Genomic DNA, 20,311 nt, shown 5'->3' on the forward strand with positions numbered 1-20,311 from the left:
TTTTGTAACAGTTATATTTTGAACCACAGCAGCTCATTTCTGAGTTCTAAATCGGATTCAAAATTATTGACAAATAAAGCTCCAGTGCCTAAACCTTGAGGCATTGGATTTTTTTTGGTAAATGTATACTGAGCAATGGCATTCAAGCCGATATTACTCTCCAGAGCTGAGGTAATCCACCAGCCTATATTCTGATTTTCCGCCAGAGAAATCCATTCATCTGAACCCAAAAATCCTCCTACTAAAGCAGGTTTCAGAATAATATATTGAGGATTTATCGTTTCTAAAAGCTGTTTCTTTTTTTCAGGATCAGTAATTCCGATCAGTTCTTCATCCAATGCAATCGGAATAGGTGTTTTTGCACATAACTCAGCCATATCATCCCAATTTCCGGCTTTGACAGGCTGTTCAATGGAATGAATATGAAGATCAGCAAGCTGTTGTAAAACAATTACCGCTTCCTCTTTACTGAATCCACCATTGGCATCCACACGAAGTTCCAGCTGATCTTTGGAGAACTTTTCTCTTAATTTCTGAAGAATAACGTGCTCAGATTTCCAATCGACACCAATTTTTAATTTAATGCAATGAAATCCTTTATCCAGCTTCTCCTGAATCTGTTCTTCCATATATCCCGCATCGCCCATCCATATCAGACCGTTAATGGTAATGGCAGATTTTCCTTCGGTAAATTCACTTGGAAAATAAAGACTGCCATCATATTTCAAATTCTGAATTGCCTGCTCATATCCAAACCAGATGGAAGGAAATTCTTTCAGTTCTTCTTTCAAAAAGTCGGTATCCTGATTGATATTTTCACAAAGCCACTTCAGTTTTTCTTCATAATCAGGCCTGTCATCAAAACTCAGTCCTCTGAAAACAGCACATTCCCCTACTCCTTTTCTTCCTTTTTCGGAAATAGTCAGAATAAAGGTCTCTTTATCAAGCAAAACGCCTCGAGATGTTCCACTCGGGCGTTTAAATTGTAATAAATATTGTAAGTAAGTTGCTTCCATTTATTTTACGCTGTCAATACGCATAAATTCTTCAGCTTTTTCTACCATTTCAATACTTCCGCAGAAGAAAGGAATTCTCTGGTGAAGTTCTGTAGGTTCTATTTCAAGAATTCTTCTGAATCCGTCTGTTGCTTTTCCTCCTGCCTGCTCTGCAAGGAATGCCATTGGATTACATTCGTATAAAAGTCTTAATTTTCCATTGGGAGCCTGTGAATAAGATGGATAAATATAAATTCCTCCTTTCAGCATATTTCTGTGGAAGTCTGCAACCAAAGAACCAATATATCTTGAAGTATAAGGACGGTCACCTTCTTCCATCTGGCAGTATTTAAGGTAATTTTTTACTCCCTGCGGAAATTTGATATAGTTTCCTTCGTTGATAGAATAGATTTTACCCGTTTTTGGGAAAGTCATGTTAGGATGAGAAAGATAATAGGTTCCTAAAGACGGATCTAATGTAAATCCGTTTACTCCGTTACCTGTTGTGTAAACAATCATGGTAGATGAACCGTAAATAACATATCCCGCAGCAATCTGATTGACACCTTTCTGTAAAAAGTCTTCCAGCTGCACAGGAGTTCCCGGTTCTGTAACTCTTCTGTAGATGGAGAAAATAGTTCCTACGGAAACATTGACATCAATATTGGAAGATCCGTCCAAAGGATCAATTAATACCACATATTTGCTTAAATGTCCGTTTTCACCACATTTAATATCAATAAAATCATCATTTTCCTCAGAAGCAATACCACAAACAACCTCTCTCTGAGATAAAGCCGTAATAAAAATTTCATTAGCGATCACATCCAATTTCTGCTGCTCTTCCCCTTGAATGTTCTGGTTTCCTGCAGCTCCTGTTATATCTACAATTCCGGCTTTATTTACTTCTCTGTTTACCACTTTCGAAGCCAATCTTATTGCACTTAGAAGACGAGAAAATTCACCTGTAGAATACTGAAAATCGTCCTGTTTATCTATAAGAAATTCTCCTAAAGTCTGTAATGGTTGATTTGACATATTTTTCTTTTTACGTTTTGCCCAAATTTCGGAAAATTTATCGCATTAAGAAAATTTAATTAAAAAAGAGATTAACTTCTGTATTTCAGAGAGATACAAGCAAAGCACAACATAATATCAGGGTTTTAATGAAAATATGGTCTCCAAATTTGCTACTTTATGCCTGTAAAAAATTCAGATTATTTCATGAATTGTTGATTTTAAGGAAATCTTAATTCTATCTCCGCACATGGCTATTTCATATCTCGTTGTAAATTTATAATTTTGACGTCCGTAAAAAACTCATGTAATTTTTTATCTAACAATTTTATTTTTAACAATTTAATGAAAATTTTCAAGTTTGGTGGAGCATCAGTAAAAGATGCCGACAGTGTAAAAAACGTGTCCATGGTTCTAAAAAGCCAGGGATTTGCCAAATGCTTGCTGGTAATTTCAGCAATGGGTAAAACGACCAATGAGTTGGAAAAAGTTGTAGAACTTTATTTCAAAAAAGATAACTATCAAACTGAGATTGAAAAGATAAAACGAAAACACATTGAAACTGCGGAAGGACTTTTTCCTGAAAATCATGCGGTTTTTGCTGAAATCAAAGTCTTTTTTGATGATATTGATTCTTTTTTAAGAAGAAATAAATCGCCTAACTACAACTTCGTATACGATCAGGTGGTAAGCTGTGGCGAAATGATCTCTACAAAAATAGTGAGTGAATACCTGAATGAAATTCAGTTTACAAATCAATGGCTGGATGCCAGAGATTATATAAAAACCGATAATTCTTACAGAGAAGGTACGGTAGACTGGAAAAAAACGGAAGAATTTATTTCCCATCTTAATCCTGAAATATGCTATGTAACTCAGGGATTTATTGGTTCTGACGACAACAATTTTACGGTAACCTTAGGAAGAGAGGGTTCTGACTACTCTGCTGCTATTTTTGCTTACTGCTTAAATGCTGAAGCAATGACAATTTGGAAAGATGTACCGGGAGTAATGACCGGAGATCCGAGAAAGTTCAGTGATGTAACTCTTCTTTCCAATATTTCTTATGAGGAAGCTATTGAAATGGCTTACTATGGTGCAAGTGTTATTCACCCGAAAACACTACAGCCACTACAGCAAAAAAACATTCCTTTTTATGTAAAATCTTTCGTAGATCCTACCAAAGAAGGAACAAAAGTAGGTGCTTCCGACAAAAACCAACAGGAAGAATCTTATATTTTAAAAGAAAACCAGGATCTTTTGAAAATCTCTACCAGAGACTTCTCTTTTATTGCAGAAGATCACATGAGCCTGATTTTCGGATATTTATCCAAATATAAGATCAAAGTTTCCCTGATGCAGAATTCTGCGATCTCTCTGGCACTGTGCCTTGAGGATAAATTTAATCATATTGATGAGCTTAACAACGAGCTTCAAAAAATTTTTAAAACCGAAGCAATTAAAAATGTATCTTTATTCACAGTAAGAAATGCGAAGAAGGATCACATTGATAAATTTTACCATGAAAAAAATGTATTATTGGAACAAATCTCCAAGAATACTCTTCAAATGGTAACACAATAATATTAATTGCGACTAAACACACATGAGTTTAATTTCGAAAAACGATCTGATCAAAGCTTCCGGCTTAAATAAAATTGGGTTTCTCAAGAACCCGGTAGCATCTGCTGTGATGAGCATTGCTAAAATAAACGAAGTAAATAAATTATACGACAAACTAAAAGACAAGGAAGGCAAAGACTTTTTCGACTCATTTGTGAGAGAAAGAAACCTAAGCTATGTAGCTTTTGAAGAAGATCTGGCAAAGATTCCGAAAACGGGGCCATTTATTCTGGTTTCCAATCATCCGCTGGGTGCTATTGACGGAATCCTGATGTGCAAAGTTCTCACAGAGGTTCGTCCGGATTTCAAGGTAATGGGTAATTTCCTTTTGGAGAAGATCAAACCGATGGAACCTTATGTAATCGCTGTAAATCCTTTTGAAAATAGAAAAGAAGCTTACAGCAGTTCTTCGGGAATGCGTGAAACACTCAAGCATTTGCAAAATGGAGGCTGTGTAGGTATTTTCCCGGCAGGAGAAGTTTCCAACAAGAATAATCCTTACGGAGAAATTTTAGATAAGGAATGGGAAAAAACGGCACTTAAGCTGATCAGAATGGCTAAAGTGCCGGTAGTTCCTATGTATTTCCATGCCAAGAACAGCAGACTTTTTTATCAGGTGGCTAAGCTTCACCCGAATTTACAGACACTGATGCTTCCTGCAGAAATGATGAATGACAGGGAAAAACCTATCAGAATCAGGATCGGGCGTCCTATTACTGTGAAAGCAATGGATGATATGGAAACAATTGAGGAATTGGGAGAGTTTCTGAAACGTAAGGTTTATATGATGAAATCTTATTATGAAAAAAGAAAATCTCTTGCTCAAAGTATCAATCTTCAGAATTTATCTGTAAAATTTCCTTTATTGAAGGAAGAAAATATTGTTCAGAATATCATTGATGAAACGCCTCTAGAAGATATCATTAAAGATGTTGACAAATTAAGAGGAACTGATAAAATGCTTTTCAGTAACGGGAATTATGAGATCTATTTCACGACTTACGAGGAAATTCCATCTATTATGAGGGAAATCGGACGTCAGAGAGAACTTACTTTCCGTGCGGTAGGTGAAGGAAGTAATCTTCCGTTTGACCTTGATGAGTATGACAAGCATTACCACCACCTTTTCCTATGGGATAACGGTGAGAAAAAACTGGCTGGTGCATACAGAATGGCATTGGGTAGAGAAGTGATGAAAAAATATGGCGTCAAAGGCTTTTATACAAGCTCTTTATTTGAGTTTGAGCAGGACATACACCCTTTCTTTAAAAAGGTGATTGAAATGGGGCGTGCCTACATCTGCCAGGAATATCAGCAGAAACCACTTCCACTTTTCCTTTTATGGAGAGGGATTGTGCATGTATGTCTGAGAAATTCTGATCATAAATTTCTTATGGGTGGTGTAAGTATCTCTAATAAGTTCTCTGAGTTCTCAAAATCGCTAATGATTGAGTTTATGCGTTCTAATTATTTTGATTCTGCAGTAGCTCAATATATCACTCCGAGAAATGAATACAAGGTAAAGCTTCGCGACAGGGATAAAAACATTTTCTTTGAGGAAATGGAGTCTGACCTGAATAAGCTGGACAAGATTATTGATGATCTTGAACCTGAATTGAGACTTCCTGTTCTGATCAAGAAATATATTAAACAAAATGCTAAAGTAATTGCTTTTAACGTGGATCCTAACTTCAATGATGCGATTGACGGATTGATGTATATCCGAATCAGTGATCTTCCGGAAAACACGATCAAACCGGTATTGGAAGAGATGAGTGAGCAGATCAGAAAAGAACAGGAAAATAATCCGGCTGATAATCAGTAGGTTTTTAACTTTATGCAAAAAAAGTACGATGAATACTTGCTTTGTATACTAAAACTTACTACTTTTGCATCACTTTAAAACTACGAAGTAAGTCAAACAAAAATATAATGGTTTCTTAGCTCAGTTGGTAGAGCAATGGATTGAAAATCCATGTGTCCCTGGTTCGATTCCTGGAGAAACCACTTTAAAACCTCTGATTAGTCAGAGGTTTTTTTGTATTTTTACGTATAACAGGGATCAGGGATGATATGGATTATTGGATATATAATTTCATTTTGTAATACCTTAATAGATAATCATAAATAACCATCTCAAACAAACGCTGATTAGAAACAAACAACCGGTTGATATTCATGTGAAAAATACTACTGAAAAAGCTTTGCAATGATATTCCTAAAGATTGATTTTTATGGTGGTTAATAATATTCCGCAACACTAAATTACTCTCTTCAATATTAGACATAATCACATTTCGCTCTTCCAAAAAATCTACCGATCTAGTAAAATCTAAATATTTTGGTTTAAACTCCCGATATTTTTTATCCAATTGAGAATTTAATTTTTTATCAGCATTAAATTCCTGTTTAAAAGCTGTATTAAAATCTTTTATCCAATCTAGTTTCTCCTGAACTGAAAGGTTTAGCTTATTCAACATTTCATCAATATAGAAAAGAGAAACAATAATTTTCTCTTCATCTTCATAGTGCAGACATTGAAAAGTAAATTCACTGTTTTTGCAAAATAAGGTTTCAGCATCTTCAATGGTGTTTTCCCCGTAACGTTCAATTTCTCTATTATAAGTATCAAATATAATGTTTGAAATTTCTCCACTCTCTACAGATTCATATAGGGCTTCATCTATTTTCTCAATAATCTTATTACAGTTATCAATACTATTTAATTTAAACCTTACTCTTAAATGTGGTTTCGGATCATTATAACGGATAAAAAACCATTTTGAAATAAAATTATTTTCTTGAAAGTATTCTACCAAAGGCTGTGCTGCTTCCTCCAAAATAAGATCTGCTGTTTTCACACCTGTATAGATTTTCAGGTACAGCCATTCACTTCCCGGAACAAATTTTCTTTTTATCACAACAGTTATTTATTTTTGTGCATGGGGAAAATGAATTCTCTTTTAAATTCATCATTTTCGTTATATAAAAACTCTTCTATAATGATTGATTTTTCACTTTTTACAGCCTGAATAAAAAGCTTTGCCATATCGTAATTCTCCAGATTGATCGTTAAAGTATTATCAAACTTTACCCATTGAATCCACACAGGAGTTTTTCTTTTGCTTCTCCAATTTCTTAGTTTCAGCAAAAAATCTTCTTTATCTGAATTTAATAAATCCAAAGAAGAAATATCTTTTTCAGTAATTTTCCATCTGGCTTTTGAAAGAATAATATTATCATATTCTACTCTTGGCAGAAATCTATAAATATGCTCTAATCCACCCCAGCTGAAATAAAGCCCGGATCTGGTATTTTGAGAATACAGATCAGATAAAAAATGATAGACAGGAAGAGTATTTGTATAGTAATTGTGAGCGTTTGTTAAATAAGGAATGATCTTCTTGTTCAATTTCTTTGACCGTAAAACAATTTCATCATTTTTTAAGGAAATATACAAATCCTCAACTTGTATTTGATTTTCTGCAGGCAAAAGCGACTGGGCTAAATAAGGAATTTCATATTGCCTTAAAGTTGGTCTCCTGATTACATTTCCTATTCTTGCTTCTGGTAAATGGATAATTTCTGCCAAAATCTCATCAGGATTCAGCTCTTGTTCTTTTTGAGTAATCTTTTTTGTGAGACTCTGAACTTGTGATTTTTCTGAAGAAAATCGCCCTAGAAGATCAGCAGCACTACTTCCGGTACTATTTTTTAATAATAATTTTTTCTGGCTGTTATCAGAAATTATCTCTGTCATTATGGATATGGTATCCGGTAAATTATCCCATTTCTCTTCAAAATCTTTGAAATCTTCATCAGATAATGTAATACTATATTGATTATCAGATAAAGCTTCCTGCACCTTTTCATTAAGGATCTGTTGAACCGGAGTAAGCTCAATATTCTTGTTTTGATTTTTTTGTAAAACCGGAAAAATCAGATCTTCCAAATAAGGATGAATACCTTTTGCAGCAACATTTTGTTTGTAACCAATACCTATTTCATTGTCCAGAACATACAGCAATGGCAACTCCTGTGTTTCAAATCTTTCACTAAAGGCTTTTTTAAATTTTGAAAATTCATTTTCCCTTTGACTCAAAGTGATTTTGTTCAAGATTCTTATTCCCTTTTTTAATTGCCTTTTCCATTCAAAGGACAAATGAGGCAATGCTTTATTATAAAGATCAGTCTGGAAGAGATACTTTGGCTCGTATTCTATTGCAAAGGGTTTTATTAATTCTTCGATTTCAGCATATTTGGAGATTGGATTACTAATGTTTTTGTCTAATTCATCCAGTTTATTTTTTATCGAAATTAAAATTTCAGCCTCTTTTTTTATTTCTCTTTTACCTAGAATAGTAATGATAGTATCCAAAAAATCGTTTCCCGAAACATTAGGTTCCAATTCGCTTACCAATACCTGATTATTGATGAGTTCTTCTACAAATTCCAGGGCCTCGTCTTGTATGATTTTTTCATCAATCAAAATTTCCGCAATTTGCCGTATCGTTTTTCCTTCTTTTGAAAAATTTAATATCTGCTGTAATTCCTCAGAAAGTGGGGCTGAAGAAATAATATACTCCCTTTTTCCTTCGTTGTACTGGTATTCTATATAGCGGATCCTGCTTCCTACTTTATAAATACTGTTATTAGGAAAAAACAAAAGCTTGTTTCTTATCTCCGGTAGCTGCACAAAATGTTGAGCTAAGGAAACAAGAAAGTGCATATCCAATTTGGTATCTCTAATTTTTTCTGAAACTGGAATTGTTATCATGAGCTTGTCGAAGGATCCCAACCCAACCGATGAAAATAAGCCGAATGGAGTACATCGCGTACTTATTCGGCTATAATATTTTAACAGGGTTTGTTTTAGCTTTTGATTTTCTTTTTCTGAATTAATCCATTTAGCCAGCTCATCATGTAAATCTGGTGAAGCCAAATAAACAGCCTCCTGAAATATGGGATTGATGCAGATTTCCTTCAGTTCTGCATCTGTAATTTCATCTTTGCTACTTATTGTCTGTTGAAAGTTTTTGCGTGAAAATAAAGGAGTACGCACTACATATTCATCAAAAAATTGATACGGAAAACGTGACATTTATTTTTTTGTGTTTTCTTTTGGCTGGTAATCAGGATGTCCTAGTTGCCATAATGCAAAGGCAAACATATCTCCTAAGTTGGCGTATCGTTGTGCTGAAGGAATATTACCTCCATGACCTCCTTCAAAATCTATTTTTAATAAAGTTGGATTATTAGAAGCGTTATTAGCCATTAGCTTTGCTGCAAATTTTACAGGTTCCCAAACGATAACTCTCTGATCGTTTATTCCTCCAGATATAAAAGTTGCAGGATATTTTACTCCTTTTTTAATATGGTGGTAAGAATCCATTTCCAGCAGAGCTTTAAATTCTTTTGGATCCTTTATTGTACCAAATTCTTTTGGCTGGCCATTAGGTGTTGTCTCATCTCTAAGAGGATTCATTACACCAACCTCTGCAATAACAGCTTTAAAAAGATCTGGTCTTTCAGTCATAGCCCTGCCCACTGTAATTCCTCCAGCACTAGCACCCCAAATAGCAACTTTATCTTTTGAGGTGTATTTTTCCCTTATCAAATATTCTGTGCAATCTATTAAATCTCTCCAGGTATTAGGTTTTGTTTCTTTATATCCTCCCAAACGCCATTGCTCTCCTTTTTCTCCTCCACCTCTTACGTGAGCTACAGCAACCATACCTCCCTGGTTAATCCATAATAAATACATTTTTGCGAAAAAAGGAGCATAGGATATTCCATAAGAACCATAACTATCAATAAGCACCATATTTTTACCATCTTTTCTGAGATTCTTATTATATATTAGTGATACCGGGATTTCTTCTCCGTCTCTAGCTTTTACAGTAATTTCTTTTACTATTATATCTTTGAATTCAGGGTACTCTGTAATAGGTGTAAGATTCTCAGGCTTCAAAGTATTAGTCATTACATCATACTTAAAACGTTGTCCCTCATTTGCCCAGCCTGAGCATGTTATCCAAAACTCAGAGTAATTTACTCCTTTATTTTCCAAATTAATATTTCCTGATGGATATGGAAGTTGGATATGAATATCTTTTCCATCTTTATGCAAATATAATTTAGCCTCCACTCCATTTTTGGTGGTAGTGTAATAAATACCATCTTTAGTGATTCTATAACTTTTAATAATTTCATCTTTTTTTTCAGGAACTAAAACTTCTGGGTCTTTAAAGTTGAAATTATTAATACTCGTTTTACATAGTTTATTAAAAGATGAATTATAGCCTGAAACAAAAATAATGTCATTATTCCAGATTTCTAAATTTTTTGCTTTATCATTTGGTTCAGATAAAAGCTTCCAATTTTTTTTACCCTCTAGTAAATCTTTTTTACTAATAATAAAGGTTTTTCTGTAATAACTATAGTCTGCAACCATACCTATATAATACTGATCTTCTTTATCAAAATCTAAAAGCATAGGAAATTGATCTTCGGTCATTTTTAATTCAGGATTATATTTAGCAGAAAAAATTTCAATTAATTTCTTTGAATCTGTTCCAATTTTGTATAAAACAGTTCGTGTATTTTTATAAAAATCTTTAGATTTAGAATCAATTGTAGAAAAAGCTACACAAAAAAAGCCAGTGTTATCATTTAGCCATTTAATTCCATCAAAAGAAGCAGGTGCTGTATTAGTAAGAATTTCTGGCTGAATATATTTTGTTTTAACATCCATAATAATTACATCTGCTAACTCATTCCCTTTTTCAGACATAGAAATTGCAATTTTACTACCATCCCAACTAGGACTTATGTAATTAATAACGAAATCATGATTGCGTTCGTTATTTTTATAATTAACAGGATCATAGAGCAATTCTTCTTTTCCTGAAAATCCATCCTTATAATAAAGCTTGGAGATTTTTTCATTTTCATTTTTCTTTAAATAAAAATATTTATCATTACCTGTTATTTTCAAATCAGATACAGAATATCCTTGCCTTTTATCAAGTTCTAATCTTTTCTCTACATAATAATTCCTTTTAGGAATTCGATCAAGAATTGAGTTGGTATATGCTGTTTGAGATTTTATCCAATTAATAGTATTAGGATCTTCTAAACTTTCCAAATTTCGGTATTCATCAATAATCTTAGTTCCAAAATAACTTTCTGTAACTGGTTTAGAAGGTGATAAGTTAGTTTTTTGGGAATAAGAAAAAATCGAGAAAAAACAAATAATGATAAATATTAATTGCTTCATTATCATTTACATTTAGCACTTGACTGGTCTTTTGATAGAAAGAGCAGATTCATGAGCTTTATAAGCCCAATTATACTCATATTAATTTTAATCATTATAATTTTCAAATTTGAAAAATTCAATTGCATGTAACAAATTAAATATCTTTAGATTTAAAAAACTATATGTATAGATGTATAGATGTATAGATTTATAAATTTATAATCCTAAAAAGCTTACATATTAATATATAATGCAATTTTATATATTGAAATTAATACTTTTGTATTGCACTTATATGAGAATTATGAAACATAAATATCACTTTTTATTTTTTATAGTTAATAATGCATTTCAATTACAAAATGATGAAATTAATATTTCCTATTCTATTACTGTTGGGTAATTTAATCTATGCTCAAAAAAATATTGTCGACACCTTAAGTGAATTGAATTATGCTCAATTGAAAGATAAATTTTATAACTATAATGAAAATATCCAAACAGATAAAGCAAAAATTATAGCTCAATATTATCTACAAAAAGCAAAAAAAGAAAAAAAAAACCTTCAAATAGCTGACGGCTATGTCCTTATGCATTTTAATGAAAATTTTCCCAATGCACTAAAATATCTGGACAGTACAGCAATAATTACGAAAAATTTAAAAGGGACAATATATCCTTCTCAGACAGATTTGATGAAAGGAAATCTTTATTATAAATATGATAATTTAAAAGTTGCTTTAGATAATTATATCTTAGGATTACAACATGCCAAAGAACAGAATGATCGTAAAATGACTGCATATGCTAATATAAATATTGGATATTTAAATAGCTATATAGGTAAAAATGCAGAAGCAGCTAAGACTTTCAGATATTATTTATATAATGGTAATAATATTACAGATGAATCCCAACATAATCAAATGCGTATAAGTCTTATATATTGTTATATCGAACTTAATAAATTAGATTCGGCCAATTTTTTAATTAGAGAAGGTCAAAGATCACAATTCACAAGTAAAAATAAATATATAGTTAACCAATATTTTTATTATTCTGGCTATTATAATCTTAAACAAAAAAAATATAAAGCTGCCATAGCAGAATTATCTAAAGCTTATCAATATTTCTCCAGCATCAATGATGATAATGCAAATTACGCACTTTTTAATTTGGGTAAAGCTTTTGAAGGAATGGCAAATAAAGAGAAAGCAGTTAAATATTTTGTTATTTTAGACTCTAATGTACAGAAAACTAATATTACCTTCCCAGAACTTCGGGAAGTATACACTTACCTAATAGACTATTATAAAGAAAAGAACGATAAAGAAAAACAATTGTATTATATTGATCGTTTTTTAAAAGTAGACAAAAAACTTGATGAGCAGTTTCAATATTTGTCCACAGAACTGCCCAAGAAATATGATACCCCTAACCTTTTACAGGAAAAAGAAGAGATTATCAACGATCTAAAAAACAGGAAAACAATTTTATATGCTTCGATTGGTTTTTTATTACTAATTCTTTTATTGGTTCTATATCTCTATTATAAAGCAAAGAAAACAGCAAAAGAACACCGGAAAATTGCCCAGGAACTGATTCATAGTATTGAAAAAAGAAATTCTGAATCTACTACAGATATTAAAAAAGAAATTCCTGAGCTATCTCTAATTCCTGAACATACTGAAACAGAAAATATAATAACTAAAACTGTTCCGGAAGAGGTTACTCTATTTATTCTAAATGAATTGGAAGCTTTTGAAATTAAACAATTGTTTTTAAAAAATGGCATTACACTAGCCAGTCTGGCAAAAAATATAAAAACCAATACGTCTTATTTGTCCGAAACGATCAATAATCATAAAGGGAAGAATTTCACTTCTTATCTTAATGATCTGCGTATTGATTATGTTTTGGAAAGACTTGTAAAAGATAAAAAATTCCGGTCTTATAAATTACCGGCTATTGCGGAAGAAATTGGTTATAATAATGTGCAGGCATTTGCGGTTGCATTTAAGAAAAAAACTGGAACTACCCCTTCAATTTACATTAAAGAAATTGAAACTCAACAATAATATAATTAACTGATTTTCAACAACTTTAATATTAATAATTTATAAATTCATAATATGGATTTATAAATCCTGATACCTATTGTTTTTTTTATGTTCAACTCTTGCCTAAGTTTGTCTCAGGTAAAAACACAAATATTTTTCTTTTCATAATGCGCAGTATGAAAAGTATAAATAGAGCTGATCAGCAAAACTCCCATGTCAGGGATTGTATGACAAAAAGGAATTTAAAAATTTAAAAAAATGAAATTAACATTTTTAACAACAAATGAGCTATTAACAATTGAAGGCGGCTCAATTGGTGGAGATCCACAAACAATTAATATTCTTGGTAATGTTATATATACAGGTACTCCACCTTTAAATCCTTAATAACGATTAAAATTAAATTAAAATGAATCTAGAAAAATTAAACTTAGTCGAGCTTGAAGCTCATGAGACTATTACAGTAAACGGAGGCGGTAATGGTGGGGCTTGGTGGATTTTAGAACAAGTTATAGAAAATTGGAATGAAATCAAAGATGGGCTTTCAGATGGATGGAATGGGCATTACAACCCACCAAAAAAATAATTAACTAACAAATTAATATTATGAAAAATTTAGAAACACTTACAAACTCTGAGTTATTAACAGTTAACGGGGGTGATGGTTTTTGGTATGATATAGCTTATGCGGCTGGAGCAGTAGCACGTGAATATGCACGTCAGGTGGCATTGGCAGGTTATTATGCTAGTGCAGGTCATTAATTTTAAAATTAAAACTGAATATGAATTTAGAAGCCCTTACAAACGCCGAACTATTATCAATTAATGGAGGTGATGGTTTTTGGTACGATGTTGCTTATGCAATCGGAGCTGGTGCTCATGCTGCAGCTGATGCAATCGTAGCTGCTGCAGATACAATCGCTTCACATCCTGTTGGAGGACCGAGAGGTGGTTATAATTAATAATTATTAACTAATAAAAATTGCTACCTTTATAATAAGGTAGCATTTTATCATTTATGAAAAAGCTAATTATTTTCTTTATAATTTCATTTATCTTAGCAGTTCTGAATGGGTATTTTTTCAATTATGTCAATGACAATTACTTACATTTTAATGTCACTTACAACAAACACCAGAATATTTCAAAAAATGAACTTAACTTCGTTGCAATTTGTATAGCTCCTATTGTAGAAACATTGATTTTCCAGCATATTTTGTATCTAATTCTTAAAAAAATTAAAATCCAAAACAATGTAATGTGTATAGTCATTATGAGTATTGTTTTTTCCTCAATGCATTACTACAATTGGTTATATATTGTGATGACATTTTTCGGAGGATTAATTCTAAATAATCTTTATGTCTATTATTATAAGCACAACAATAAGTATTGTTATATTTTAACTGTTCTCTTCCATGCGTTATTTAATCTTTACGGTTATCTATTTATAATGTAAAAATCACTTTTTCAATGTTCAAAAAATCAATTTATATAGGGATATTAATTCTTGTAATTACCTTCCTATGCATTTTACCAATAATAAAAGTCCCCATTTCCTCTTCATCAAGAGGAGTAATACGATCTGTTCAGGAGAACACTAAAATTTCTGCTATTGTTTCTGGGAGAATTATTTATAGTAAACTAGAAAAGAATAACCAGGAACTCAAACAAGGTGATACTTTGCTGATCGTAACAGCAGAGCAGCTGGATACTCAAAAGAATTTGCAAAACAGCCAAAGTTCAGATTACTCAGCACAGTTACAGGACTTAATTCAACTGACAAGAGGACAAACTTCTGGTTTACAAACCGGGCAATATCAAAGAGAACTTTCGGCAATGCAGGAAAAAATTGCTCAGGTACAAACACAATTGTCTTTAGCTCAAAAAGATTATGACAGAGCTGTGAGCCTATACAATCAGGGGGTAATTCCTAAAGCAGAATACGATAAATATTATTATGATTATCAAGGGTTAAAAAAACAAATTTCAGGAATCAAAGAACAACAAATAGCTCAATGGCAAGCTCAAAAAAGGGAAATAGAAAGACAGTTACGTTCTCTAGGTTCAGAAGTACAACGTATCAACCAAGAACAAAAAAACTATATCATTATAGCTCCAATTTCGGGAAGGCTTGTTAATTTTTCAGGAATACAGAAAGGTAATTTTTTGGTGCAAGGGCAAAGCATAGGAGAAATATCTCCTGAACAAAGCCTAATTGCTGAATGTTTGGTTTCTCCAAAAGACATAGGCTTTATCCATACCGGACAAAATGTAAAATTCCAGATCGACACTTATAATTATAATCAATGGGGCCTGCTGGAAGGAAAGGTGCAGGAAATAGATCAAAATATTAAAGTAAACCAACAAACCGGAGAAGCCTTTTTCAGAGTGCTTTGCAAAATGGATCATCATTATTTGCAACTGAAAAGCGGATATAAAGGAAATATCGGGAAGGGAATGAGCTTTACGGCCCGTTTTCATTTGATAGACCGCACATTGTGGCAACTATTGTTCGACAGAGTTGATGATTGGTTTAACCCGAAACTAAAGTAATGAAAAAAGATATTTTAATAAAACAGCATGATCTAAAGGATTGTGGTGCTGCTTGTCTTGCTTCCGTTGCCATCCATTACGGATTAAAAATGCCAATTGCCAAGATCAGGCAGATCTGTCATACTGATACAAGGGGAACGAATGTTCTAGGGTTAATACAGGGGTTGGAACAAATGGGTTTCAATGCAAAAGGGGTAAAAGGAGGTGTTGATGCTTTGCCGGAACTTCCATTGCCAGCTATTGCCCATGTTATTGTTAACGGACAAATGCATCATTATGTGGTCATTTACAAAGTTGCGAAAGATAAAATAACGGTGATGGACCCCGCAAGAGGAAAATTGGAGGATTACAAAATAGAAGAGTTTTCAAAAATATGGACAGGAGTGCTTATTCTATTGGAACCTAATGAATATTTTGAACAAAAAGATGAAAAAACAAGTCTCTATAAAAGATTCTGGAACTTAGTTCAGCCCCACAAAAGTATTTTAATCCAAGCTTTATTAGGCGCATTGGTGTATACTATTTTGGGATTATCAACCTCTATTTATATTGAAAAAATAACAGATTATGTTCTGATAGACGGAAATAAAAGGCTTTTAAACCTTCTTTCTGTAGGAATGATTGTAATATTACTATTTCAAATATTCATTGGAGCTATGAAAAGTGTTTTGGTATTGCAAACCGGGCAAAAAATGGACAAGCACCTTATTCTCGGATATTACAAGCATTTGCTAAAATTACCTCAACGATTCTTTGATACAATGAAGGTTGGGGAAATTATCTCAAGAGTAAATGATGCGGTAAAAATAAGAACGTTTATTAATGATGTTTCCATACAGATTTTTGTAAACTTATTTATCATTATTTTTTCATTTGCTTTGATGTTTACCTATTACTGGAAATTAGCATTAATTACTGCACTGGTAATTCCTTTTTATTTTTTAGTGTATTGGCTCACCAATACGCTGAATAAAAAAGTTGAAAGAAGGCTGATGGAAGAAAGTGCCGAACTTGAATCTCACTTAGTGGAATCCATCACTTCTGTAAAGACTATAAAACAATTTGGAGTAGAAACTTTTGCTAATAATAAAACGGATAATGCTTTTTCAAAATTATTAAAAACAATTTATGCTTCGGTAATGAATGCTTTATTTTCCGGCAATTCTTCAGAATTTTTATCCCGAATATTTACGATTGTATTACTTTGGGCAGGTTCAGGGTATGTAATTGACCGAGTGATCACTCCCGGAGAATTATTATCATTTTATGCTTTGATCGGCTATTTTACAAGCCCTGTATCGCAATTAATCGGAATGAACAAAACCATTCAGAATGCATTAATCGCTGCCGATCGTCTTTTTGAAATCATGGATCTGGATCGTGAGGAAAATACAGATAAATTAGAATTAACAAAAGACAATATTGGAGATATTGAGTTTAAGGAGGTAGGTTTTAGTTATGGCAGCAGAACCGAAGTTTTTACAAACTTCAATTGTCTTATAAAAAAGGGAGAAACAACTGCTATTGTTGGAGAAAGTGGCAGTGGTAAAACGACTTTAGCTTCTTTAGTTCAAAATTTATATTCACTCAAAGCAGGAAAAATTATGATTGGAGACTATGACATCAATTATATCTCCAACTATTCTTTAAGAAATTTAGTGTCTGTAGTTCCGCAACAGATCGATTTATTTTCAGGAAATGTGATTGAAAATATTGCTTTAGGAGAAGAATTTCCGGATATACAGAGGATTTTAAACATCACAAAAAACCTGGGTATATTAACTTTCGTTGAAAAGCTACCCAACGGTTTTCAAACGTATTTAGGTGAAAACGGAGCTTTGCTTTCCGGTGGTCAGAAACAGAGAATTGCCATTGCAAGAGCTTTATATAAAAATCCGGAAATATTAATTTTAGATGAAGCCACTTCTTCTTTGGATACAGAATCAGAATTGGTTATTCAAAACACTTTACAGGAATTCAGAAATCAGAAAAAAACCATGATTGTTATTGCCCATCGCCTAAGCACTATCGCCAATGCTGATACTATTTTGGTGATGAAGGACGGGCAGGTTATTGAAAAAGGTAATCATCTTGAACTTATTTCCAAAGAATCAATTTACAAATCGATGTGGGAAAAGCAAGGTGCTCGATTAGACTATTAAAACTAAAATATTATGATTGATTTTATACTTACTCTATTTTTAATTGTTATGGAACTTTTAGGTAGAATTTTATAAATAAGTAGCCTAAAAATTTCTAATTGACAGAACAAAAATTTGATTCTTTAAAAAGATAAAAAGGCAAAGTTGAAATGAATTAGTCAATACTTAATCTGACAGTTATAATCAAATTGAATAACTTTAAAACAGATTAAATAATTAAATTTCAATAATATTAAAAAAAAATCCTAAAATTAGGAGATAATTAATATTTATTTCTTTAACAATCCTTGCAGGCCATTTATCTGTTTATTTAATCTGAGCAAAATGGGGTAACTCTTTTTCATCATTTTTACAACTGGAGAATTTGAGGGCAACATTTAAGCGACATTGATAACTTATTTCTTATTTTTAAGAGAGTCTGCCATAGAGCATAATAAAAGCTTTGACATATCCATATCCCATTGAGTCTCATTTTTATTAACTATCCATAGTGTTCTGTCATTCAGATCAAATTCTTCAATAAAACAATAGTAAAGCATTCTTGGAAGTCTTTTTTCAAATCGTCCTTCATTCGTACGCAGAGTAAAATAAAGATAAGGAGAATCTGATTTTTTAAACTTCAAAGATAAAATCTGTTCCTCTCCATACAATTCAGCACCAGATTTCCATCCCCTCAATCGTTTTATCCTTCCTTTATTGGAAATAACATATTTACCCTTGAAACCGGGTAGTGACTTCCAGCATTCATCCGATAAGTCTCTTAAACTTAAATCGAAAACGGCTGGAGGACTTTTCTTATTAATCCGGGGTTTGCCTAGTTTTTCCCAAAGAGGATTATTGAATACTTCTTTGGAATTAAGTACCGTTCTTACCTTAGTAGCATACTGTTTATTTCTTTCAGTAAGGATTGTAGTAACAGACTGTAAGGTTAATTTCGAAATTTCTAAATCCCATTGTGGATCATTTCTGTTTACAATCACCAGATCTTTGTCTGTAAGATCAAATTTTTCGACAAAGCAATAATATAGCAATCGGGTAATAGCTATAGGATGATTTCGTCCCTTATAGCTTAATTTAGTATAAAAATAATACGATTTATTATCAGGCCTTAGTACAAAGAGCGATATGATATGCTCTTTCCAAAAAGTTTTGTTTCTATTCTCCGTCCAGCTGCTTAGCCGCTTTATTCTTCCTTTGTTGGAAATGGCAAAACATCCCTCAAGATCAGGAACTGGCTTCCACCTTTCACCAGGAAGATCCTTTAGTGATAAATTCATACAGGCCGGCGGATTGCTTTCCTCAATTAGCGGCTGCCCGAGTCTTTTCCATAGACTTGTATTGAGTATTTTTTCCGGCTTACTTTTAGTCTTCGGTATAAAGTCTTCTTTAGTAGGCATATATTCTTCTGAAAACCATAGAAACTGTCCTGCAGTAATCCTGTTCTTGTTGAGTACAGATAGAATGTGACGAGGAGAAATTCCAAGCACTTCACTTGCTGCATAAATATTTTTATAGCTTGCAACAAAGTCACCGTCAACCGTGTATTGATTTACTGTCTGCTGATAGTTGCCTTTCTTCCCTCTACCTTTATTAAGGGTTTTACTACGTAGTTTATTGAGGGTTAACTTTTCCAAATTACTAAAATGTACATTAAACCGATTATCATCTTTAAAAGATATAAGAAATGAACGATCATCCATATCAAATTTTTCAACAAAATGATAATATACCAAACGTGCTACTGATTTTCCATATACTTTTCCTTCACTAAAGAGACTACATCTCACATGATAAAAATGAGTTTTCAAATACTTGTTTAAATATCTCTCGAGCTGTGGTTTCTTAATACTCTCCAATATTTTTCGCTCTCCTCCGTTGGGAACAGGAACCCACCGTTCCAAACTTTTTAGCCTTCCATGATTAGAAATAGTATAATTTTCAAAGTCCTCTATCAGCTTCCACTCTTCACCCGGAAGATCTTCCAAGGAAAGGTTGGAAAGAACTTTGTTTATATATTCATCTCCTAATTCAGTAGGTAATTTCATAAGTCAAAAATTTGTTTTGTAAATTACTTGATGTAACCCAATCCCGAATTTAACCTGAAATTTTATAAAATCAAAAATAGCTCTCGTTTTATTTTTCAATTATTGTCTTATCAGGAACATATAAGGACAATAATTTCAGAATAAAAATCAATTTCAGTAATGAAAATACACTGGCAGAAAACTATTAAAAATAATATTTAAAAAAAAATAAAAAAAAGAATCCTTCCAAATAATTGATGAACAGCGCATTGAATACATAAACAGGCTACACCAATACATTTCATCAAAAAAATAACTCAAAAAACTTGCGTGGTATTACAAAATATTATACTTTTGCATCACTTTAAAACAACGAAGTAATAAACAAAAACATAAATGGTTTCTTAGCTCAGTTGGTAGAGCAATGGATTGAAAATCCATGTGTCCCTGGTTCGATTCCTGGAGAAACCACTTTAAAACCTCTAATTCAGTTTAGAGGTTTTTTTGTTTTTATTTATTCTGATTATGTTCTTCAAAAATTACATTGTCTGTTTTGACGGATCAAGCGCAAAAGTTGGGGACTAAGCAAAAAGTTTGGATAATCTGAATAGAA

The 20,311-nt window shown here is 32.4% G+C and carries 16 protein-coding genes and 2 tRNA genes; 12 read left to right on the forward strand and 6 right to left on the reverse strand.

All coding sequences use genetic code 11. The features are described 5' to 3' along the window. Positions 1-11: 11 nt before the first annotated feature. Together ACODR7_RS10500 and fbp are read right to left on the reverse strand one after the other, a co-directional pair. Positions 12-1,016: an o-succinylbenzoate synthase gene (locus ACODR7_RS10500; RefSeq protein ID WP_488838973.1), complete on the reverse strand. Its 1,005-nt coding sequence runs from the start codon at positions 1,014-1,016 to the stop codon at positions 12-14. Then, positions 1,017-2,033, reverse strand: a complete 1,017-nt coding sequence (gene fbp / locus ACODR7_RS10505) for a class 1 fructose-bisphosphatase (RefSeq protein ID WP_488838974.1) — start codon at positions 2,031-2,033, stop codon at positions 1,017-1,019. A 324-nt stretch (positions 2,034-2,357) separates the two neighbouring features. Here fbp and ACODR7_RS10510 point away from each other — a divergent pair, with 324 nt between their 5' ends. The 3 genes from ACODR7_RS10510 to ACODR7_RS10520 all read left to right on the forward strand — a co-directional run bounded on the left by ACODR7_RS10510 (position 2,358) and on the right by ACODR7_RS10520 (position 5,642). Beyond that, entirely contained in the window at positions 2,358-3,596 is a 1,239-nt protein-coding gene (locus ACODR7_RS10510; RefSeq protein ID WP_488838975.1) for an aspartate kinase, read from the forward strand. Positions 3,597-3,618: 22 nt separating this feature from the next. Further along, positions 3,619-5,460 (forward strand): bifunctional lysophospholipid acyltransferase family protein/GNAT family N-acetyltransferase, encoded by a 1,842-nt coding sequence (locus ACODR7_RS10515; RefSeq protein ID WP_076596049.1) that lies wholly within the window; start codon positions 3,619-3,621, stop codon positions 5,458-5,460. 109 nt (positions 5,461-5,569) lie between these two features. Continuing rightward, positions 5,570-5,642: transfer RNA gene (locus ACODR7_RS10520), tRNA-Phe, on the forward strand. A 71-nt stretch (positions 5,643-5,713) separates the two neighbouring features. Here the strand turns inward: ACODR7_RS10520 and ACODR7_RS10525 are convergent. Genes ACODR7_RS10525 through ACODR7_RS10535 form a run of 3 tightly spaced genes read right to left on the reverse strand, consistent with a single transcriptional unit; the run spans position 5,714 to position 10,914 of the window. Next, the gene (locus tag ACODR7_RS10525; protein ID WP_488838976.1) at positions 5,714-6,556 is read right to left on the reverse strand and encodes a thiopeptide-type bacteriocin biosynthesis protein; all 843 of its coding nucleotides are present in this window, start codon (positions 6,554-6,556) and stop codon (positions 5,714-5,716) included. 5 nt (positions 6,557-6,561) lie between these two features. Beyond that, positions 6,562-8,736, reverse strand: coding sequence for a lantibiotic dehydratase family protein (locus ACODR7_RS10530; protein ID WP_488838977.1), 2,175 nt, complete (start codon positions 8,734-8,736; stop codon positions 6,562-6,564). Further along, a complete protein-coding gene (locus ACODR7_RS10535; protein WP_488838978.1) occupies positions 8,737-10,914 on the reverse strand; it encodes a prolyl oligopeptidase family serine peptidase in 2,178 nt (725 codons plus the stop codon). A gap of 344 nt (positions 10,915-11,258) precedes the next feature. Here ACODR7_RS10535 and ACODR7_RS10540 point away from each other — a divergent pair, with 344 nt between their 5' ends. From ACODR7_RS10540 to ACODR7_RS10575, 8 genes are all read left to right on the forward strand, one after another. Beyond that, positions 11,259-12,974, forward strand: a complete 1,716-nt coding sequence (locus ACODR7_RS10540) for a helix-turn-helix domain-containing protein (protein ID WP_488838979.1) — start codon at positions 11,259-11,261, stop codon at positions 12,972-12,974. Between the two features lie 240 nt (positions 12,975-13,214). Next, positions 13,215-13,343, forward strand: a complete 129-nt coding sequence (locus ACODR7_RS10545; RefSeq protein ID WP_488838980.1) for a hypothetical protein — start codon at positions 13,215-13,217, stop codon at positions 13,341-13,343. A gap of 22 nt (positions 13,344-13,365) precedes the next feature. Further along, entirely contained in the window at positions 13,366-13,542 is a 177-nt protein-coding gene (locus ACODR7_RS10550; protein WP_488838981.1) for a hypothetical protein, read from the forward strand. Between the two features lie 20 nt (positions 13,543-13,562). Further along, positions 13,563-13,718 carry a hypothetical protein gene (locus tag ACODR7_RS10555; protein ID WP_156121181.1) on the forward strand — a complete coding sequence of 52 codons (156 nt, stop codon included), beginning with the start codon at positions 13,563-13,565 and terminating at the stop codon, positions 13,716-13,718. 20 nt (positions 13,719-13,738) lie between these two features. Beyond that, positions 13,739-13,918 (forward strand): hypothetical protein, encoded by a 180-nt coding sequence (locus ACODR7_RS10560; RefSeq protein ID WP_488838982.1) that lies wholly within the window; start codon positions 13,739-13,741, stop codon positions 13,916-13,918. A 56-nt stretch (positions 13,919-13,974) separates the two neighbouring features. After that, entirely contained in the window at positions 13,975-14,415 is a 441-nt protein-coding gene (locus ACODR7_RS10565) for a CPBP family intramembrane glutamic endopeptidase (protein ID WP_488838983.1), read from the forward strand. Between the two features lie 14 nt (positions 14,416-14,429). After that, positions 14,430-15,512: an HlyD family secretion protein gene (locus tag ACODR7_RS10570; RefSeq protein WP_488838984.1), complete on the forward strand. Its 1,083-nt coding sequence runs from the start codon at positions 14,430-14,432 to the stop codon at positions 15,510-15,512. After that, positions 15,512-17,674, forward strand: coding sequence for a peptidase domain-containing ABC transporter (locus ACODR7_RS10575; RefSeq protein WP_488838985.1), 2,163 nt, complete (start codon positions 15,512-15,514; stop codon positions 17,672-17,674). The genes ACODR7_RS10570 and ACODR7_RS10575 overlap by 1 nt, the downstream gene beginning before the upstream one ends. A 395-nt stretch (positions 17,675-18,069) precedes the next feature. Here ACODR7_RS10575 and ACODR7_RS10580 read toward each other — a convergent pair whose 3' ends face one another. Further along, positions 18,070-19,719, reverse strand: a complete 1,650-nt coding sequence (locus ACODR7_RS10580) for an NUMOD4 domain-containing protein (protein ID WP_488838986.1) — start codon at positions 19,717-19,719, stop codon at positions 18,070-18,072. A 377-nt stretch (positions 19,720-20,096) separates the two neighbouring features. Between ACODR7_RS10580 and ACODR7_RS10585 the strand changes: the two genes are divergently transcribed. After that, positions 20,097-20,169, forward strand: a tRNA-Phe gene (locus ACODR7_RS10585). The last annotated feature ends 142 nt before the right edge of the window (positions 20,170-20,311 follow it).

This window comes from Chryseobacterium sp. FG46 (assembly GCF_057809135.1).